This window comes from Actinomadura sp. GTD37, from assembly GCF_041951365.1.
In the GTDB taxonomy this organism is placed as follows: Bacteria; Actinomycetota; Actinomycetes; order Streptosporangiales; family Streptosporangiaceae; genus Spirillospora.
In genome coordinates, this window is record NZ_JBGNUS010000006.1 from 329,460 (window position 1) to 346,273 (window position 16,814).

At 74.6% G+C, this 16,814-nt stretch carries 20 protein-coding genes; 6 read left to right on the plus strand and 14 right to left on the minus strand.

What is annotated here, in order from left to right:
• The first annotated feature begins 85 nt into the window (after window positions 1-85).
• Window positions 86-1,075, plus strand: a complete 990-nt coding sequence (locus tag ACA511_RS28990; protein WP_375027803.1) for a sensor histidine kinase — start codon at window positions 86-88, stop codon at window positions 1,073-1,075.
• Window positions 1,072-1,734, plus strand: coding sequence for a response regulator (locus ACA511_RS28995; RefSeq protein WP_375027804.1), 663 nt, complete (start codon window positions 1,072-1,074; stop codon window positions 1,732-1,734). Before ACA511_RS28990 ends, ACA511_RS28995 begins: the two co-directional genes overlap by 4 nt.
• 36 nt (window positions 1,735-1,770) lie before the next feature.
• On the opposite strand, the gene ACA511_RS29000 is transcribed toward ACA511_RS28995, so the two are convergent.
• The 3 genes from ACA511_RS29000 to ACA511_RS29010 form a co-directional block, all read right to left on the minus strand.
• The gene (locus ACA511_RS29000) at window positions 1,771-2,115 is read right to left on the minus strand and encodes an RNA polymerase-binding protein RbpA (protein WP_375028080.1); all 345 of its coding nucleotides are present in this window, start codon (window positions 2,113-2,115) and stop codon (window positions 1,771-1,773) included.
• Window positions 2,116-2,256: 141 nt separating this feature from the next.
• The gene (locus ACA511_RS29005) at window positions 2,257-2,862 is read right to left on the minus strand and encodes an ATP-dependent Clp protease proteolytic subunit (protein ID WP_375027805.1); all 606 of its coding nucleotides are present in this window, start codon (window positions 2,860-2,862) and stop codon (window positions 2,257-2,259) included.
• A complete protein-coding gene (locus ACA511_RS29010) occupies window positions 2,859-3,488 on the minus strand; it encodes a ClpP family protease (protein WP_375028081.1) in 630 nt (209 codons plus the stop codon). The genes ACA511_RS29005 and ACA511_RS29010 overlap by 4 nt, the downstream gene beginning before the upstream one ends.
• A 140-nt stretch (window positions 3,489-3,628) precedes the next feature.
• On the opposite strand from ACA511_RS29010, the gene ACA511_RS29015 reads away from it, so the two are divergent.
• Complete coding sequence (locus ACA511_RS29015) at window positions 3,629-3,916, plus strand: type II toxin-antitoxin system Phd/YefM family antitoxin (protein WP_375027806.1); 288 nt, start codon at window positions 3,629-3,631, stop codon at window positions 3,914-3,916.
• A gap of 24 nt (window positions 3,917-3,940) precedes the next feature.
• Here the strand turns inward: ACA511_RS29015 and ACA511_RS29020 are convergent, their stop codons facing one another.
• Complete coding sequence (locus ACA511_RS29020; protein WP_375027807.1) at window positions 3,941-4,753, minus strand: glycerophosphodiester phosphodiesterase; 813 nt, start codon at window positions 4,751-4,753, stop codon at window positions 3,941-3,943.
• 116 nt (window positions 4,754-4,869) lie between these two features.
• On the opposite strand from ACA511_RS29020, the gene ACA511_RS29025 reads away from it, so the two are divergent.
• Window positions 4,870-5,091: an EF-hand domain-containing protein gene (locus tag ACA511_RS29025; RefSeq protein WP_375027808.1), complete on the plus strand. Its 222-nt coding sequence runs from the start codon at window positions 4,870-4,872 to the stop codon at window positions 5,089-5,091.
• Between the two features lie 4 nt (window positions 5,092-5,095).
• Here ACA511_RS29025 and ACA511_RS29030 read toward each other — a convergent pair whose 3' ends face one another.
• From ACA511_RS29030 to ACA511_RS29065, 8 genes are all read right to left on the minus strand, one after another.
• Window positions 5,096-6,934, minus strand: a complete 1,839-nt coding sequence (locus tag ACA511_RS29030) for an MFS transporter (protein ID WP_375027809.1) — start codon at window positions 6,932-6,934, stop codon at window positions 5,096-5,098.
• A 132-nt stretch (window positions 6,935-7,066) separates the two neighbouring features.
• Window positions 7,067-7,903 carry a rod shape-determining protein gene (locus ACA511_RS29035; RefSeq protein ID WP_375027810.1) on the minus strand — a complete coding sequence of 279 codons (837 nt, stop codon included), beginning with the start codon at window positions 7,901-7,903 and terminating at the stop codon, window positions 7,067-7,069.
• Window positions 7,882-8,226, minus strand: coding sequence for a TraR/DksA family transcriptional regulator (locus ACA511_RS29040; protein ID WP_375027811.1), 345 nt, complete (start codon window positions 8,224-8,226; stop codon window positions 7,882-7,884). Before ACA511_RS29040 ends, ACA511_RS29035 begins: the two co-directional genes overlap by 22 nt.
• A 157-nt stretch (window positions 8,227-8,383) precedes the next feature.
• Window positions 8,384-8,935, minus strand: a complete 552-nt coding sequence (locus ACA511_RS29045) for a TrmH family RNA methyltransferase (RefSeq protein WP_375027812.1) — start codon at window positions 8,933-8,935, stop codon at window positions 8,384-8,386.
• Window positions 8,932-9,546: a class I SAM-dependent methyltransferase gene (locus tag ACA511_RS29050; RefSeq protein WP_375027813.1), complete on the minus strand. Its 615-nt coding sequence runs from the start codon at window positions 9,544-9,546 to the stop codon at window positions 8,932-8,934. Before ACA511_RS29050 ends, ACA511_RS29045 begins: the two co-directional genes overlap by 4 nt.
• A 53-nt stretch (window positions 9,547-9,599) precedes the next feature.
• Window positions 9,600-10,547 carry a VWA domain-containing protein gene (locus ACA511_RS29055; protein WP_375027814.1) on the minus strand — a complete coding sequence of 316 codons (948 nt, stop codon included), beginning with the start codon at window positions 10,545-10,547 and terminating at the stop codon, window positions 9,600-9,602.
• A complete protein-coding gene (locus tag ACA511_RS29060) occupies window positions 10,544-11,575 on the minus strand; it encodes a DUF58 domain-containing protein (protein WP_375027815.1) in 1,032 nt (343 codons plus the stop codon). Before ACA511_RS29060 ends, ACA511_RS29055 begins: the two co-directional genes overlap by 4 nt.
• Window positions 11,572-12,588, minus strand: coding sequence for an AAA family ATPase (locus tag ACA511_RS29065; RefSeq protein WP_375027816.1), 1,017 nt, complete (start codon window positions 12,586-12,588; stop codon window positions 11,572-11,574). The genes ACA511_RS29060 and ACA511_RS29065 overlap by 4 nt, the downstream gene beginning before the upstream one ends.
• A gap of 199 nt (window positions 12,589-12,787) precedes the next feature.
• Here ACA511_RS29065 and ACA511_RS29070 point away from each other — a divergent pair, with 199 nt between their 5' ends.
• Window positions 12,788-13,582: a hypothetical protein gene (locus ACA511_RS29070; RefSeq protein WP_375027817.1), complete on the plus strand. Its 795-nt coding sequence runs from the start codon at window positions 12,788-12,790 to the stop codon at window positions 13,580-13,582.
• A 128-nt stretch (window positions 13,583-13,710) separates the two neighbouring features.
• Entirely contained in the window at window positions 13,711-15,357 is a 1,647-nt protein-coding gene (locus ACA511_RS29075) for a DUF885 domain-containing protein (protein ID WP_375027818.1), read from the plus strand.
• 30 nt (window positions 15,358-15,387) lie between these two features.
• Here ACA511_RS29075 and ACA511_RS29080 read toward each other — a convergent pair whose 3' ends face one another.
• Both ACA511_RS29080 and ACA511_RS29085 read right to left on the minus strand, forming a co-directional pair.
• Window positions 15,388-15,699, minus strand: a complete 312-nt coding sequence (locus tag ACA511_RS29080; RefSeq protein ID WP_375027819.1) for a hypothetical protein — start codon at window positions 15,697-15,699, stop codon at window positions 15,388-15,390.
• Between the two features lie 97 nt (window positions 15,700-15,796).
• Window positions 15,797-16,750, minus strand: coding sequence for an alpha/beta hydrolase (locus ACA511_RS29085; protein WP_375027820.1), 954 nt, complete (start codon window positions 16,748-16,750; stop codon window positions 15,797-15,799).
• Window positions 16,751-16,814 lie beyond the last annotated feature (64 nt).

Sequence of the window (16,814 nt, forward strand, 5' to 3'; positions counted from 1 at the left end):
CGTCTTCGCGGGCGGGGGACGGGGGACGGGGGGTCCCTCTCGGGAGGGACGCCGCCGGGGCGCCGTCCACGCCACAATGGCCTCCGTGGGGGAGAGCGAGGGGCGGTCGCGGTGGCCGGTGGCGGGCGTCTGCCTGGCCGCGGCGGGCGCGGCCGAGGCCGTCCACCGCGCGCACGGCTCGGGCGCGGCCCTGTCGCTGGCCATCGTGGTGGACGTGTGCGCGACGCTGCCGCTCGTCCTGGCCCGCGACCGGATCACCGCCGCCGCCGTGACGATCACGGTCGCGGCCGCGGCTGCGTGCGCCCTGCACCGGGGCGCGGCCATCGCCGCCCTCGCCGCGCTGGCGACCGTCTGGACGGCCCTGGTGCGGCGGCGGATCCTGCGGCGGCGCGCGGAGGCCGCCGCGCTCGACGCCTCCCGCCGCGCGTTCGAGAGCACCCTGCTGGAGCACACCGCGCGCGGCGAGCGGGCCCGCATCGCCCGCGAGCTCCACGACGTCGTCGCCCACCACATCTCGATGATCTCGGTGCAGGCGGAGACGGCGCGGCTGGCGGTCCCGGGGATGCCGGACGAGGGCGCCGCGCGGCTGCTGGCCATCGGCGACACCGCCCGCACCGCGCTCACCGAGATGCGGCGGCTGCTCGGCGTGCTGCGCGAGGACGCCGGAGCCGAACCGACCCGCAGCCCGCAGCCGGGCCTGCGGGAGCTCCTCGGCCTGGTCGACGAGGCCCGCGAGTCCGGGGTCGCCGGGGCCCGCCTGATCGTCCGCGGGGACGTCGCCGTCCTCGATCCCGGCCTGGAGCTGGCCGCCTACCGGATCGCCCAGGAGGCCCTGACCAACGCCCGCAGGCACGCGGCGGGCGCCGCCGTCGACGTGGAGGTCGACTACGCGGCGGACGCGCTGCGGGTGACCGTCCGCGACAACGGCCCCGGCCCGGGGGCCGGCCCGGCGGACGGGCACGGGCTGCTCGGCATGCGCGAGCGCGCCGCCGCCGTCGGCGGCGGCCTGCGCGCCGGGCCCGGCCCGCTCGGCGGGTTCGTGGTCGAGGCGACGCTCCCGCTGGAGGCGCCGTGACCGTCCGCGTGGTGGTCGCCGACGACCAGGAGGTCGTCCGCGCCGGGTTCGGGGCGCTGCTCGGCACCCAGCCCGACCTGGCCGTCGTGGCGACCGCGTGCGACGGCGCGGAGACGGTCGGGGTGTGCCGCGAGCACCGGCCCGACGTCGTGCTGATGGACGTGCGCATGCCCGTCATGGACGGCATCGAGGCCACCCGCCGCGTCACCGCCGAACCGGACCCGCCGCGGGTCCTCATGCTGACCACGTTCGACCTGGACGAGCACGTCTACGCCGCCCTGGTCGCGGGGGCCAGCGGGTTCCTGCTCAAGGACGTCACGGCCGAGCGGCTGTTCGACGCCGTCCGGGTCGTCGCGGCCGGGGAGGCGCTGCTCGCCCCGGCCGTCACCCGCCGCCTCATCGGCGAGTTCGCCAGGCTGCGCCCCCGGCCGCCCGAGCCGGACGTCCTGGACGTCCTCACCCCGCGCGAGACCGACGTGCTCCGGCTGATCGCGGCGGGCCTGTCCAATGTCGAGATCGCCGCCCGCCTCGTGGTGGGGGAGCAGACGGTGAAGACCCACGTCAGCCGGATCCTGCGCAAGCTCGGGCTGCGCGACCGCGTGCAGGCCGTCGTCACCGCCTACGAGAGCGGCCTCGTCCGGCCGCGCTCGGACGGCTGACGGTATCCCGCGTCGTCCCGCGGAAAACTCAGTCGCTCATGCGGACTTCCTGCGGCCCGCCCGCAGGATCTCCAGACGCTCGGCGAGGACCTCCTCCAGATCCTCGACGGTCCTGCGTTCCATGAGCATGTCCCAGTGGGTGCGCGGTGCCTTCCCCTTCTTGGTTTGGGGCAGCTCCCCGTCGACCCGCAGGGCCGTGGCGCCGCAGCTGCGGCATTCCCAGGTCATCGGCACCTCGGCCTCGGCTGCGAGCGTCACGGTGAACCGGTGGCCCTTCGTACAGGTGTAGTCCACCTCTTGCCGAGGGGCCAGATCGGTGTTGCGATCGTTCTCGTAGCTCGTCGCTCCGAGTCGGGTGCCGCGAAGTGCGCGCTCGGCCATCGTCACGTGCCTCCCAGACGGCTTGCGGTCTTGCCCTGACCAACGCTGAACACCGTGACAAGATTCCCGCGCCCGGGGTGATCCAACCCTGCTGTTTCCGGCCGCACCGGGCCGCCGGCGCGGAACCTCCGGCGCCCGCCCCTAGCCGCGGGACGTGAGCACCTCGTCGATCAGCCCGTAGTCCTTGGCCTCGGCGGCGGTGAAGTACCGCTCGCGGTCCAGGTCGCGCCGCACCGTCTCGGCGTCCCGCCCGGTCGCCTCCGCCAGGATCGCCTCGGTCTGGGCCCGCAGGCGCAGCACCTCCCGCGCCTGGATGTCCAGGTCGGTGGCGTAGCCGCGGCTGACCTCGATCTCCGGCTCGTGGAGCAGGATCCGCGCGTTGCGCAGCGCCTGCCGCCGGCCGGGCGAGCCCGCCGCCAGCAGGACCGCCGCCGCCGACCCGGCCTGCCCGACGCACGTCGTCTCGATCTCGGGCCGGACGTAGCGCATCGTGTCGCAGATCGCGAGCATCGCCGTCAGCGCCCCGCCCGGCGAGTTGATGTAGAGCGCGATGGGCCGGTCGGGGTCCATCCCCTCCAGCGCCAGCATCTGCGCCGTGACGTCGTTGGCGCTGATGTCGTCCACCGGCGCCCCGAGGAAGACGATCCGGTCCTCGAACAGCTTGTTGTAGGGGTTGGTGTCCTTGCGGCCGTAACTCGTCTGCTCCTCGTACTCGGGGACGAGGTACCGCCGTTCCGCACGTGTCATGTGCCCACCCGGTCGGTGCTGTCGATGACGTGGTCGACGAAACCATAGTCGCGGGCCTGCTCGGCGGTGAACCACGCGTCGCGGTCGCCGTCGGCCTCGATCTGCTCGAGCGGCCGGCCGGTGTGGAACGCCGTCCGCTCGGCGAGGGTCCGCTTGAGGTAGAGCGACTGCTCCGCCTGGATCTTGATGTCGGACGCGGTGCCGCCGATCCCGCCGTGCGGCTGGTGCATCATGACCCGCGCGTGCCGCAGCGCGTACCGCTTGCCCCGCGTTCCCGCGCACAGCAGCGTCTGCCCCATGGACGCCGCCATGCCCATCGCGACGGTGGATATGTCGTTCGGGACGAACTGCATCATGTCGTAGATCGCCATCCCCGCGTCCACGACCCCGCCGGGGGAGTTGATGTAGATCGTGATGTCGCGCCGGGCGTCCTGCGCCGCGAGCAGCAGCAGCTGCGCGTTGACCCGGTTGGCGAGGCCGTCGTCGATCTCGCTGCCGAGGAACACGATCCGCTGCGCGAGGAGCCGCTCGAACAGCTGCAGGTCCGCCGGGCGCGGCAGCTCCGCCACCGTGGCCCGTGATCTACCCACGTATGTCTCCGCCGGTCGTCCGCCGTCCTGCCGCATGCCCTGACCGCCCACGTGGTCCTCCTCGATCATCTGTACAGAGCGTACGCTACGTACGTATGGACACTAATGCGGGGCGCGACGGGTGGCCAGGAGAAGACGGCGTGTTTCGCTATACGATGAATCACGTGGATGTTCCGGTGACCGAAGCACGCGCCGAGTTCGCGGATCTGGTGAACCGGGTCGCCTACACCGGCGAGCCCGTCAAGCTCACGCGGCGCGGCAAGGTGATGGCCGCCCTGGTATCCCCGGAGGATCTGGAACTCCTGGAGGCGATCCGCGCCCAGCGGCCCGACCTCCAGGTGGGCGGGACGGTCCCGCCGGGGCAGCCGTCCCGGCCCGCCGAGCGCCCGTCCCGCGGCCCGGCGGCGCCCTCGCCGCCGATGCGCATCGCCGCCGAGTACCGTCCGCCCGGCTTCAGCCGCTGAGCCGTCGGCGCGGGCGGCGGGGCGTCAGCGGGCGGTGGCGGGGCGGGGTGAGCGCCAGAGGCCGCGGGCGGTCATGATGCGGCGGAGCGTCTGGAGCTCGTCGGTCATGATGCCGTCGACGCCGAGGTCGAGCAGGCGCTCCATGGCGGCGGGGTCGTTGACCGTCCAGGCGTGGACCTGCAGGCCGAGGCGGTGGGCGTGCTCGACGAACGCCTCGGTGACGAAGGGCACGGGGCCCAGGCCGTAGGGGACCTGGGCGCAGGCGACGCCGGTGGCGGCGAGGCGGACGAGCTTGGCGGCCGGGCCGCCGTAGGACCTGGCGCGCAGCGCCATCAGCCCCCGCGGGCCGAGGGCGGTGCACACGTCGCGGTCGGTGAACAGGGGGAGGCGGGCGCGCATCTGGGCCAGGCGGCGGGTGGAGAACGAGGTGATGCACACCCGGTTCCACGCGTTGGTGCGGTGCAGCGTCATGGCGAGCGGGCCGATGACGTGGGCGTCCTTCAGGTCGATGTTGACGCGCGCGTCCGGGAACGAGCCGAGGAGGTCCTCCAGGCGGGGGATGGGCTCGGCGCCGGCGATGCGGGCCTTGGCGACCTCGGCGTAGGGGAGCCGGGAGACGGCGCCGGTGCTGTCGGTGACGCGGTCGAGGGTGCGGTCGTGGAAGGCGACCACGACGCCGTCGGCGGTGGCGTGGGCGTCGGTCTCCAGGTAGCGGTAGCCGAGGTCGGCGGCGCGCTGGAACGCGGCCATCGAGTTCTCGGGCCGGCCGGCCGCGCCGCCGCGGTGGGCGAAGGGGATCGGCCCGGGATGGTCGAGGAACTCGTACGAGCGGCGCACCCGTCCGATTATGTCGGACGGCGCGGCCGAGCTCGACCTTACTGCGTAAAGGGCAGGGGTGGGTAGCGTGCTGCTGCTACGGTCGCCCCGCAATCCATCGGCGAAGGAGTATCCGCATGGCGGACGTGAACGACTACAAGGCGACGTTCGAGCTCGTGGACGTCGACGGCGACGGCTACATCTCGACCGCGGAGCTGAAGAACCTGATGACCAAGCTCGGCCAGGACGTCAGCGAGACCCGCGCGGTGGAGGTGGTCGTGGCCGCCGACGCCAACAAGGACGGCAAGATCTCCCTGGCGGAGTTCACCGCGCTGATGGAGCGGACGGCGCGCCCCTGACCGGTCAGGACGGCAGGCGCCGCACCTTGAGGGCGTTGTCGGTGCGGGTCATGGTCCGTCCGTCCGGCGCGGTCTGGACGCGTTCGTTCTCGCTGCTGAGCAGGACCTCCCAGCCGCCTTCCGGAAGGGCGAGGGACTCCAGGACCTCGTCCGCGCCGGGCAGGTGGACGCCGGGGTGGGCGCCCGGGTCCCAGGGCGGCGGGCCCGCGTGCCCGGCGATGAACAGGGTGCCGCCGGGCGCGACGGCCGCGGCGGCGGAGCGCAGGATGGCCTCGCGCGGCATGCCCTCGGCTGGGGAGTGCAGGAACAGCGCGGTGACCAGGTCGTAGGCCCCTTCGGGGAAGGACGCGGCGAGATCGTGCCGCTGCCAGTCGACGCGGTCGGCGACGCCGGCGTCCGCGGCGTGCCGCGCGGCGCGGTCGAGGGCGGTGCGGGAGATGTCGGTGGCGGTGACGCGCCATCCCCGGCGCGCGAGCCAGATGGCGTCGCCGCCCTCGCCGCAGCCGAGGTCCAGGGCGGTGCCCGGTTCCAGGCCGCTGATCTCCTGGACGAGGATCGCGTTGGGGTCGCCGCTCCAGACGTGGTCGTGCTCGGCGTAGCGGGCTTCCCAGAACTCTGCGTTGCTCATGGTTTCGTCCATGCCCCGATGATGGGGCGAGGCGCCGCGAATCGGCGAATCGCTTTGCCGTTCCGGCAAGGCGAGCAGCAGTGCCGCCACCGCGGCCGCGGGCGCGGCGGCGAGGGCGTAGCAGAGCGGCAGGGGCAGCGCGTCCAGGAGGACGCCGGTCGCCGCCGTCCCGCCGGCCGCGCCGAGGTTCAGCGCCGTGTTGACCCAGGCCGCCGCGCGGGTGCGGGCCGCGGGCGGCGCGGTCGCGTCGGCGATCAGATAGGCGCTGGTCAGGGTGGGGGCGATGAAGAGCCCGGCGGCGCACGCCGTCGCGGTCAGCACGAGGACGGACGGCGCGAGCCCGGCGGCGGCCAGCGCGGCGCCCAGCGGACAGAGCAGGGCGGCGAGCCGCCGGCGGCCGGGCCGGGAGCGGCTCAGCGCGCCGTAGGCGAGGCCGCCGAGGGCGCTGCCGACCGCGAGGGCGGCCTCCACCCAGGCGACCGCGGCGGGCTGGCCGTGGCGCTGGGTGAACGCGACGGCCAGCAGGCCGGTCGAGCCCAGCACGACTCCGGTGGCGGCCGCCGCGGCGGACGGCGCGATCGGGATCACCGGCACGCGCGGCCCCCGGCGGCGCGTGGACGGCCGCGGCCGCGCCGCGGGCGAGGTGACGAGCCCGAGGGTGCCGGCGCCGACGAGGACGGCGCTGAGCGCGATCCCGAGGGACGGCGCGGCGACCGCGGCCAGCAGCCCGGCCAGCAGCGGCCCGGCGACGAAGACGAGCTCCTCGCAGACGGTGTCGAGGCTGTAGGCGCGCCGCAGCAGCGGCCCGTCGGGCAGGAGGACGTTCCACAGCGTCCGCATGACCACGCCCAGCGGCGGCATGGTGGCGCCGGCGAGGGCCGTGAGGGCCACCAGCGGCGGGAGCGGCGCGCCGGGGCGCCAGGTGAGGACGGCCAGGGCGGCGAGGGTGAGGGAGTAGGCGGCGGCCATCGGCGGCAGCGCGCGGCGCGGGCCGTGCCGGTCGATGAGCCCGGCGCGCAGCGGCGACAGGACCGAGACGGTGAGGCCGAGCAGCGCCAGGAGCGCGCCCGCGCGGGTGTAGGAGCCGGTGGCGGCGGTGAACGCGAGCATGAGGGACAGGAAGACCGTCCCGTAGGACAGGCGTCCCAGCAGTGCGAGGGAGAAGGTGCGGAAGGCGGAGGGGGCGCGCAGGACGGCCGCGTACGACGGTGTCACGAGAGTTCCTCGGGGAGGCCCGCGAGGGGCGGTTTACGGGGACGCCGAAGGCCGCCGCCGCGAGTGCGGCGGCGGCCGGGGTGTCCTACGCAAAGATGAGGAACTGCACGGAGTGGATCTTAGCGCGTCCGGTCAGGCGCGGGTGAGGGCCCAGGCGCCGGGGGACCGGCAGGCGTGGCCGAGGCCGCGGATGGTGGCGCGGGCGGGGTCCGGCGCGATCGTGATGGTGAGGCTCATCTCGGCGGTGAGGCGGCCGGGCAGGGACGGCAGCCGGGCGCCGCCGCCGGTGAGCAGGACTCCGCCGTCGCGGGCGGGGCGGCGCAGCGGTGCGGGCAGTCCGGCCAGCAGGTGGTGGACGTCGGCGGCGAGCCGCTCCCGGACGTGCGCGGGCAGCCGGGGCGCGCCGCGGCCGACCTGCCGCTCGGGAACGTACTGGACGGACCGCGCGGAGTGCACGCGGCCCCGCATGACGACGGCCGCCTCGACGATGCCGGCGCCGATGTCGAGGATCAGCCGGGGCCGCGGGTCGGCGATGTCGATTCCGGCGCCGATGGCGGCGGCGAGCGGCGCCTCCATGGTGCGTACGGGGCGTCCGGCGGCGGCGCGGACGGCGTCCGCCGCGCGGCGGAGCTGGGGGCCGCTGGCGGCGGCGGGCACGGCGAGCAGCACCTGCCGGAGCCGGAGGCCGGGGTCGGCCTCCAGCAGCGTCAGGCGGGCGAGCCGGGCGCAGGCCGCGGCGTCGGTCACGATGCCGTGCTCGATGGGGCGGGCCGGGGCGGGGCGGCCCCGGCGCCGTCCGGCGGGCGGCTCGCCGGGGATCCGGAGGGGACCGCCGACCGCGGACGGGCGGTCGACGATCACGTCCAGGGCGGGCACGCTCGCGCGGATGCGGCTGCTGCCGAGGTCGAGCGCGGCGCGCGGGCCGTCCGGGGCCGCCGCGGCGGCCGTCACCGCCGCCGTTGCTGGCATCCCACGCAGCGGCGTGCGTACGGGATGATCTCCAGGCGGCCTTCGGGGACGGGCTTGCGGCAGTCCTCGCAGAGGCCGTAGACGCCGTCGGCGAGGCGGGCGAGGGCGGCGTCGATCTCCTCCAGGTTGGTCTGGAGGGCGCCGCGGCGGGCCATGACGGCCTCGTCGGGGGCGCTGTCCTCTTCGAGGAGCCCGATTTCCGCGATGTGCGTCCGGCGTTCCCGGGCCAGCAGCTCGTGGGCTTGCCGGGCCGCCGCGCTGCCCGGCGGGTGGCCGCCGAGGGCATCGCCGGCGGTGCTGTTGACCGTGCTGTCGACCGTCATCGCAATGGACTCCCTTCGGGTCGCCGGGGAAATGCGTGGCGAACCTCCACCATGCGCCGAGACGGCGCGGCGCGCCATGGGCCCTGGCACCCATTTGCGGGGGGCGGAGGGGTGCAGGGGTCGGCGGGCGCGGCGGCGGCGGCGAGGAGGGCGGGGGTCAGTCGCTCCATTCGCGGCGGCGGGCCTCGGCGAGGGCGATGGCGGTGGCGACGGCGACGTTGAGGGAGCCGACGCGTCCGATCTGCGGGATGTAGGCGACGGCGTCGGCGGCGGCGAGGAGGGCGGGGGAGCAGCCGTGGTCCTCGCCGCCGACGGCGAGGCAGACGTCGCCGTCGAGGGGCGCGTCGTGCAGGGGGACGGCGTCGGCGGTGAGTTCGACGGCGATGAGGCGCAGCCCCTGCTCGCGGATCGCGGCGGCGGCGTCGGCGGGGGTTCCGGCGTGCTCCCAGGGGACGAGCCGGTCGGTGCCGAGGGCGGTCTTGGCGACGCCCCGGTGGGTGGGGGGCGTGGCGTTGCCGGCGAGCCAGAGGTGCTCGACGCCGAACACGGCGGCGCTGCGGATGATCGAGCCCATGTTGAACGGCTGGGTGACGGATTCGACGAGCAGCCCGAGGCGGGCGCCGGTGCGGCGGCGCCAGTCGCGGTTGAGGCGCTTGACGTCGGTGGCGCGCAGCTGCCGGCGGGCGGTCGCGGGGTCGGGCGTGCTCATCGGGTGGGGCCTTCCGTACGGGACGTGACGCGCAGGACGCGGTAGGCGGACCGGGAGGCGATCCGCTCGGTGGGGAAGCCCTGGCCGGTCAGCCACCGCTGGAGGGAGTCGGAGCCGAGGTGCTTCTGGACGACGAGGTGGGCGAGGCCGCCGGGGGCGAGGCGGGGGAGCCAGGCGAGGAGGAGGTCGTGCAGGGCGGCCTTGCCGATGCGGATCGGCGGGTTGGACCAGATCGCGGTGAACCGCAGCGCGGGGTCGATCTCGTCCGCCAACCTGAACCTTACATTGTCAAGGCCCGCGGCTTTGGCATTGCCCTCCGCCATTTCCAGCGCACGCCGATTGACGTCCACTCCCCAAACCATCCCCGAAGGGGACCGCTTGGCCAGGGTGAGGGCGATGGGGCCGTACCCGCAGCCGAGGTCGAGGAGGTCGCCGTCCTGCGGGGGCGGCGGGACCGTCTCCAGCAGGACGCGGGTGCCGGGGTCGACGCGGTCGGGGGAGAACACGCCGCTGTCGGTGTCGAGCCGCAGGTGCAGGTCGGGCAGGACGAGGTCGACGGTGCGCCGCCGGCTGGCGGCTCCGGGCCGCTCGGCGAAGTAGTGATCCCCCACGTCGGCCGACGGTATCAGTGCGGGAGCGGCGCCCGGACGCGGTCGGGGCGCCGTCAGGGCAGGCGGGAGAACCAGGCGAGGGACACGCCGCCGGCGGCGAACGCGAACATCAGCGCGATGCCGGTGTAGCGGGCGGCGACGTCGCGGTGCTCGGTCTTGAAGCCGAGGGAGCTGCCGATGTTGCCGTAGACGTCGTCCAGCTGCCCGGCGTCGGCGGCCTCGTAGGCCTTGCCCTCGGTGCTGTCGGCGAGGGTCTTCAGCGTCTCCTTGTTGACCGAGACGCTGGTGGTCTCGCCCTCGATGTCCACGGTGCCGTAGGGGGTGCCGAACGCGATGGTGGAGACGGGGATGTGCGAGACGCGGCTGGCGTCGACGGCCTCCTGGACGGAGCGCCCGGTGGTGTTGTCCCCGTCGGACAGCAGGACGATGTGGGCGGGCGGCGGGTCCTGGCGGGCTTCGGCGTCGAAGGACCGGACGGCCTGCAGGGAGGTGAAGACGGCTTCGCCGATCGCGGTGCGCTTGGCCAGGACGAGCTGGTCGAGGGAGGCGATGGCGGCCTGCCGGTCGGCGGAGGGCGCGGCGACGAGGTTGGCGTTGCCGGCGAACGCGACGACGCCGACGTTGAAGCGTGAGGGCAGGTCGCCGATGAACTTCTTGGCGGCGGCCTTGGCGGCGTCGAAGCGGCTGGGCGTGACGTCCCTGGCCATCATGGACAGCGACACGTCCACGGCGACCATGATGGTGGCGCGGTCGCGGGGGACCTTCACCGACGTCGCGGGCCGCGCGAACCCGACCATCATCAGCAGGATCATGCCGAGGAACAGGACGGCGGCGACGTGCCGGCGCCAGCCGGGGCGCCGCGGGGCGATCTGGGACAGCAGGGCGAGGTTGGTGAAGCGGACGGCGTACCGCTGCCGGCGCAGCTGCATCAGCAGGTAGGCGGCGGCCAGCAGCGGCAGGAGGCCGAGCAGCCAGAGTCGTTCGGGTGACAGGAAGGTCATGGGCGCACTCCCGCGGTGCTGACGGGCCGGCCTGCGGCGCGGCGCTGGCGGAGGGCGAAGCGTGCGACGTCGGCGATCCAGTCGCGGTCGGTGCGCAGGACGAGGTGGTGGGCGCCGCTGCGGCGCAGGGCGGCGCGGGTGCGCTCGCGCTGGGCGGCTGCCGCGGCGGCGTACCGTTCGCGGACGCGGCGGCTGAGCACGATCTCGTGGACGGCGCCGGTCTCGGGGTCGGCCATCTCGACGAGTCCGACGTCGGGGAGGTCGAGTTCGCGGGGGTCGATGATCTCGATGGCGAGGACCTGGTGGCGGGCGGCGAGGCGGCGCAGCGGGCGTTCCCAGCCGGGCCGGCCGTGCGGTCCGTCGGCGGGGTCGTCGCCGTCGGGGGTGAGGAAGTCGGAGATGATCACGCGGAGGCCGCGGCGGGTCTGGCCGCGGTCCAGGGAGGTGATGGCGGCGGCGAGGTCGCGGGGGGCGGCGGCGCGGCGGCCGGTGGCGGCGCGCGGGGCTCCGTCGTCGGCGGATTGGGCGTCCAGGACGGTTTGGAGCAGGGCGTACATGGCGGCCTTGCCGGTGCGGGCGGGCCAGCGGCGCATGCCGTCGCGGTGCAGGAGGTAGGCGCCGGCGCGGTCGCCGAGGCGGACGGTGAGGAAGCCGACGGCGGCGAGGGCGGCGACCGCGAGGTCGCGTTTGATCATGGTTTGGGTGCCGAAGTCCATGCTGGGGGTGAGGTCGACGAGGGCCCAGGCTTCGAGTTCGTGGTCGGCGATGAGGTCGCGGACGTGGGGGGTGGTGGTGCGGGCGGTGACGGCCCAGTCCATGTGGCGGACGTCGTCCTCGCCGGGCTGGTAGAGGCGGGCTTCGGCGAGTTCGGTGCCGGGGCCGGGGATGAGGCCGAGGTGTTCGCCGTTGAGGAGGCCGTCGAGGCGGCGGGTGACCTGGAGTTCGAGGCGGCGCAGGGTGCGTTCGGGGGCGAGGTGGGCGAGTTTGCCGCTGCGCCGGTGCCGTCCGGTGGTGCGCCGGGTGGTCATGCGGTGGTCACCGCCGCGGCTCCGTGGTTCCAGACGACGCGCGGTGGGGGGACGGCGGCGAGGATCTGGGAGACGACGTCGCCGGGGTCGACGCCGTCGGCGAGGGAGTCGAAGGTGAGGACGAGGCGGTGGGACATGACGTCGCGGGCGACGGCGCGGACGTCGTCGGGGAGGACGTAGTCGCGTCCGGACAGCAGGGCGAGTGCGCGGGCGGCGGAGGCGAGGCCGAGGGTGGCGCGGGGGCTGGCGCCGATGTCGATGACGCCGCGCAGGTCGGCGAGGCGGTACTGGTCGGGTTCGCGGGTGGCCATGACGAGGCGGACGATGTAGTCGGCGATGAGTTCGTGGACGGAGACCTCTTCGGCGGCGCGCTGGAGTCCGGCGAGGTGGTCGGTGTCGAGGATCTGGGCGGCTTCGGGCGGGTCGACGCTCATCCGCTGGAGGATCTGGAGTTCCTCGTGGGCGGCGGGGTGGTGGACGTCGATCTTCATGAGGAAGCGGTCGCGCTGGGCTTCGGGGAGGGGGTAGACGCCTTCGGATTCGATGGGGTTCTGGGTGGCGAGGACGATGAAGGGGCGGGGGAGCGGGTAGGTGTTGCCGCCGAGGGAGACCTGGCGTTCGGCCATGACCTCCAGGAGGGCGGATTGGACTTTGGCGGGGGCGCGGTTGATCTCGTCGGCGAGGACGAAGTTGACGAAGACGGGGCCGAGTTCGACGTCGAACTGCTCGGTGGAGGGGTGGTAGATGCGGGTGCCGACGATGTCGGAGGGGACGAGGTCGGGGGTGAACTGGAGGCGGGCGAAGGTGCCGCCGACGACGCGGGCGAGGGTGCCGACGGCGAGGGTCTTGGCGACGCCGGGGACGCCTTCGATGAGGCAGTGGCCGCGGGCGAGGAGTGCGACGATCATGCGTTCGACCATGTGGTCCTGGCCGACGATGACTTTTTTGACCTCGGTGAGGGTGTTCTGCAGGAGGGCCGCGGCCTCGTCGGTGTCGGTGGCGGCGATGGTCATGGTGGGAGTCCCCTCGCTGTCCCTGGTGGGCCCGTCCGTCGTGTGACGGGTGGGCGCGTTACGACCCTACGCGATCACTTGTACCCGTTCGTTCGGGATACGTGCGCGCGGTCGTTGATCGGTTCGGTGGTTGATCGGGTTCGGGCGGGGGCGCCGGTGCTGGGCCCGGTCGTGGGGTGTGGTTGTTAGTGTGGCGGCCATGTCGAGGCCGTTGCCGCCGGGTGATCCTGCTCAGTTGGGGCCGTTCCGTTTGTCGGCGCGTTTGTCGGAGTCCGCCGCCGGGATCGTGTTCCTGGGGGTGGACGGTGCGGGGCGGCGGGCGAGTGTGGCGGTGCTGAATCGCGGTGCGGCGGGGGATGCGGCGGCGCGGGGCCGGTTCCGTGCGGCGATCAATGCGGCGGTGCCGGCGGCGGGGGGTGTGCCGGGGCGGGTGCCAGCCGGGGGGCCGGGCGGTGGTTCGGGTGGGGCGGCGCCGGTGGTGGCGGCGCAGCCGGATGGTCCGGCGCCGTGGGTGGCGACGTTGTACGAGGCTGATCGGGTGGGGGCGGAGCGGTTTCTGGAGCCGGTGCTGTTCGAGGGGGCGGGGCGTGCGTGGTGGGGTGGGCGGCGGCGTGGTCCGCAGTTCCAGCCGTATTGGCTGGGGTCGGAGGGGCCGGCGTTGGAGGAGCCGCCGCGTCCGGTGGTGGCGCCGGGCGGGGTTTCGGTGGGGGAGCGTCCGCCGGAGCGGAATCTGGTGGCGGCGGTGATCGGGTTGGCTGCGGCGCTGGTGGTGCTGGCGTTGCTGATGGGGGTGCTGTTCGCGTGTCAGCCGGTGGTGAAGGAGCCGCCGCCTCCGCCGCCTGAGCCGACGCCGTCGTTTCCGCGGCCGTCGCAGTCGCCGGTGCCGACGACGCCGTCTCCGTCTCCGTCTCCGTCGCGGGTGCCGACGGCGCCGCCGAGTCCGGCTCCGTCGCAGTCGCCGTCGGGTGGTGGGGGCGGCGGGGCGCCGCTGTAGCGTGCGGCGGCTCGATCCGGTGTTGGTGGGGCTGGGGGTGCGGTCGGCGGTGGAGGTGCGGTGTTCCGGGCGGGGTTTTGGCACTTTTTCATGATCGCTTTTTGGGGTGCGGGTCGTAGCCTGGGGCGATGACCGCACTGGATGACCTTGCCGGCCGGTACGCGGACGAGTTCGCGGCGCTGGATCCGTGCCTGGCGGCGTTGATGGGGATCGCGGGGCAGGACGCGCGGCTGACCGATTACGGCCCGGAGGGTGTGGCGGCGCGGGCGGAGTTGGCGCGGCGGACGCTGGGTGAGTTGGGCCGGGTGGCGGTGGAGGGTGATGCGGGGCGGGTCGCGGCGGCGGTGTTGCGGGAGCGGCTGGAGGTGGAGGTGGCGCTGGAGGAGGCGGGGGTGCGGGAGGGGTTCCTGGACACCACCGATGGGCCGGTGCAGCGGCTGCGGATGGCGGTGGAGCTGCTGGATCAGGGTGCGGCGACGGATTGGGCGGCGGTGTGCGGGCGGTTGCGGGCGCTGCCGGGTGCGCTGGCGGGGCTGCGGGTGTCGTTGGAGCGGGCGTGCGGGCGCGGGCGGGTGTCGGCGCGGCGGCAGGTGGTGCGGAACGCGCGGGAGTGCGCGGAGTTCCCGGCGTATCTGGCGGGGTTGGCGGCGCGGCATGGTGACGGGCCGTTGCGGGAGGGGTTGGGGGAGGCGGTGCGGGCGGCGTCGGCGGCGCTGGCGGAGTTCGCGTCGTTCTTGACGGGGACGCTGGCGGGGCGGGCGCCGGAGCGGGACGCGCTGGGCGCGGACCGGTACCGGCTGGGGGTGCGTGACTTCCTGGGGACGGAGCTGGATCTGGCGGAGACGTACGCGTGGGGGTGGGAGGAGCTGGCGCGGATCGAGTCGGAGATGGCGGTCGCGGCGGGGGAGGTGCTGCCGGGGGAGCCGCTGCCGGCGGTGATGGCGGCGCTGGACGCCGATCCGGCGTACCGGATCGCGGGTGCGGAGGCGTTCCGGGGGTGGATCCAGGAGTTGGCGGATCGGGCGATCGCGGATCTGGACGGGTCGCATTTCGATATTCCGGCGCCGTTGCGGCGGATCGAGTGCCGGATTCCGCCGGTGGAGTCGGGGATCTACTATCTGGCTCCGGCGGAGGATCTGTCGCGTCCGGGGACGGTGTGGTGGACGGTGGAGGATCCGTCGGCGGAGGTGGTCACGTGGACGGTGCCGACGACGATGTTCCATGAGGGGGTGCCGGGTCATCATCTGCAGTTGGGGGTGACGACGCTGAATCCGCGGTTGAACCGGTTCCAGCGGTTGTCGAGTGAGTTGCATCCGGGGCATTGCGAGGGGTGGGGGCTGTACGCGGAGCGGTTGATGGACGAGCTGGGTCATTTCGGGGATCCGGCGTACCGGCTGGGGATGCTGGCGGGGGGTCAGCGGTTCCGGGCGGCGCGGGTGATCTTGGATATCGGGTTGCATCTGGAGTTGCCGATTCCGGCGGGGGCGGGGTTCCACGAGGGGGAGCGGTGGACGCCGGAGCTGGGGTTGGAGTTCCTGCGGTCGCGTAAGGGTCCGGATTCCGATTCGGCGGTGGCGTTCGAGATCGACCGGTATCTGGGTCGTCCGGGGCAGGCGATCGCCTACAAGCTGGGTGAGCGGGTGTGGCTGGAGGCGCGGGAGGCGGCGCGGCGGCGGGCGGGTGCGGCGTTCGATTTGAAGGAGTTTCATCGGCGGGCGCTGGATCTGGGGCCGATGGGCCTGGATCTGCTGCGTGCTGAGTTGGCCCGTGTGTGACGAGGGGTGCCGGGCGGGGGCTTGCAGGGTTCAGACGGGTTCGGAGGGGTTGAGGTGGGCCGGGGCGGGTGTGGGGAGGGCGTGGACGCCGGTTTCGCGGAGGCGGCGGTTCTCGCCGGCGGTGGTGTCGGGGGCGTCGGAGGGTGCGTCGGTGGGGGCGGGGGGCGTGTCGTCGGCGGTGCGGGCGATGTGGCAGGCCTCTTCGTCGCCGGCGTCGAGGACGTGCTTGGTGTAGTGGGGCGGCCAGCGCAGCAGTATGCGGCGGCCGCAGGTGGGGCAGGCCCATTCCTCCAGCCCGGATTGCGCGTTCCGGGTCATCCGCATCTCGTGCGTCCTGTGCAAGGCGGTGGCCTCCTCGACCGTCGGCGGGTTCCGGCGTCCGGGTCGTGCCTGTGTGATTTCCCGCGTCAAGCTGGTTAAACGGTCGGGGCAAGCGTCTTTAAGGTCGCTGGTCGAACGGTTGTGGGCCGTCCGGAATGCGGGTGAGGGCGCGGTGGACGGCGGCGCCGATCTCGGCGACGGCCTCGGCGGGGCGGCGCGCGAAGGCGCTCCAGCCGAGGAAGCCGTGGTCGAGTCCGGCGCCGGTGAGGTGGGTGACGGGGACGCCGGCGGCCGCGAGCCGGGCGGCGTGGTGTTCGGCCTGGGGGCGCAGCCGGTCGTGCTCGGCGGTCGCGATGATCGCCGGGGGGAGCGTGGCCGGGTCGGGGTCCAGGAGGGGCGACACGTCGGGGCGGGTGGGGTCGGTTCCGCGCAGGTAGGCGCGCAGGGCGCGGTCCATGCCGGAGCCGGGGAGCCGCAGGCCGTCGGGGTCGGGCGGTGCGGGCGGGACGTCGCGCAGGTCGAGTGCGGGGTACAGCAGGACCTGGAGGACGGGTCTGGCGGGGTCGGGGGCGCGCAGGAGTCCGGCGGCCGCGGCGGCGAGCTGCCCGCCGGCGCTGTCGCCGGCGACGCCGATCCGGGCGGCGTCGAGCCCGAGGGCGTGGGCGTTGCGGACGGTCCAGCGGACGGCGGCGACCGCGTCGTCCAGTGCGGCGGGGAAGGGGTCCTCGGGCGGGCGCCGGTAGCCGGCCGACAGCCATGCGACGCCGCTGGCGGCGGCGAGGGCGCGCACGACCGGGTCGTAGGAGTCGACGTCGCCGAGGACCCATCCGCCGCCGTGGAGGTACACCAGTGCCGGGGCGGGGCCGTGCCATGCGGGCCGGTAGAGCCGGGCGGGCAGCGGCCCGGCGGGGCCGTCGACGGTGAGGTCCCGGACGGTGGCGACGGGCGGGCGGGGTGAGCGGGCGAGGTCGGCGGCGTGGGCGCGGCGCGCGTCCTCGACCGTCTCGCCCGCGCCGGCGGGTTCGGCGAGGCGGCGGCGCAGGAACGCCAGGTATTCCGGATCGCGGCCCACAGGGTGGAGCCTACGGGCTGCGGGGGACGTCCGGGGCGGGCCGTGGTCGCGGGGTGCCCGGCCG

Coding starts and splice junctions, on each gene's coding strand:
- ACA511_RS29000 (WP_375028080.1), bottom strand. CDS start 2,115: ATGGCCGAGCGCGCACTTCGCGGCACCCGACTCGGAGCGACGAGCTAC.
- ACA511_RS29005 (WP_375027805.1), bottom strand. CDS start 2,862: ATGACACGTGCGGAACGGCGGTACCTCGTCCCCGAGTACGAGGAGCAG.
- ACA511_RS29010 (WP_375028081.1), bottom strand. CDS start 3,488: ATGCGGCAGGACGGCGGACGACCGGCGGAGACATACGTGGGTAGATCA.
- ACA511_RS29025 (WP_375027808.1), top strand. CDS start 4,870: ATGGCGGACGTGAACGACTACAAGGCGACGTTCGAGCTCGTGGACGTC.
- ACA511_RS29035 (WP_375027810.1), bottom strand. CDS start 7,903: ATGCCAGCAACGGCGGCGGTGACGGCCGCCGCGGCGGCCCCGGACGGC.
- ACA511_RS29040 (WP_375027811.1), bottom strand. CDS start 8,226: ATGACGGTCGACAGCACGGTCAACAGCACCGCCGGCGATGCCCTCGGC.
- ACA511_RS29045 (WP_375027812.1), bottom strand. CDS start 8,935: ATGAGCACGCCCGACCCCGCGACCGCCCGCCGGCAGCTGCGCGCCACC.
- ACA511_RS29055 (WP_375027814.1), bottom strand. CDS start 10,547: ATGACCTTCCTGTCACCCGAACGACTCTGGCTGCTCGGCCTCCTGCCG.
- ACA511_RS29060 (WP_375027815.1), bottom strand. CDS start 11,575: ATGACCACCCGGCGCACCACCGGACGGCACCGGCGCAGCGGCAAACTC.
- ACA511_RS29065 (WP_375027816.1), bottom strand. CDS start 12,588: ATGACCATCGCCGCCACCGACACCGACGAGGCCGCGGCCCTCCTGCAG.
- ACA511_RS29070 (WP_375027817.1), top strand. CDS start 12,788: ATGTCGAGGCCGTTGCCGCCGGGTGATCCTGCTCAGTTGGGGCCGTTC.
- ACA511_RS29075 (WP_375027818.1), top strand. CDS start 13,711: ATGACCGCACTGGATGACCTTGCCGGCCGGTACGCGGACGAGTTCGCG.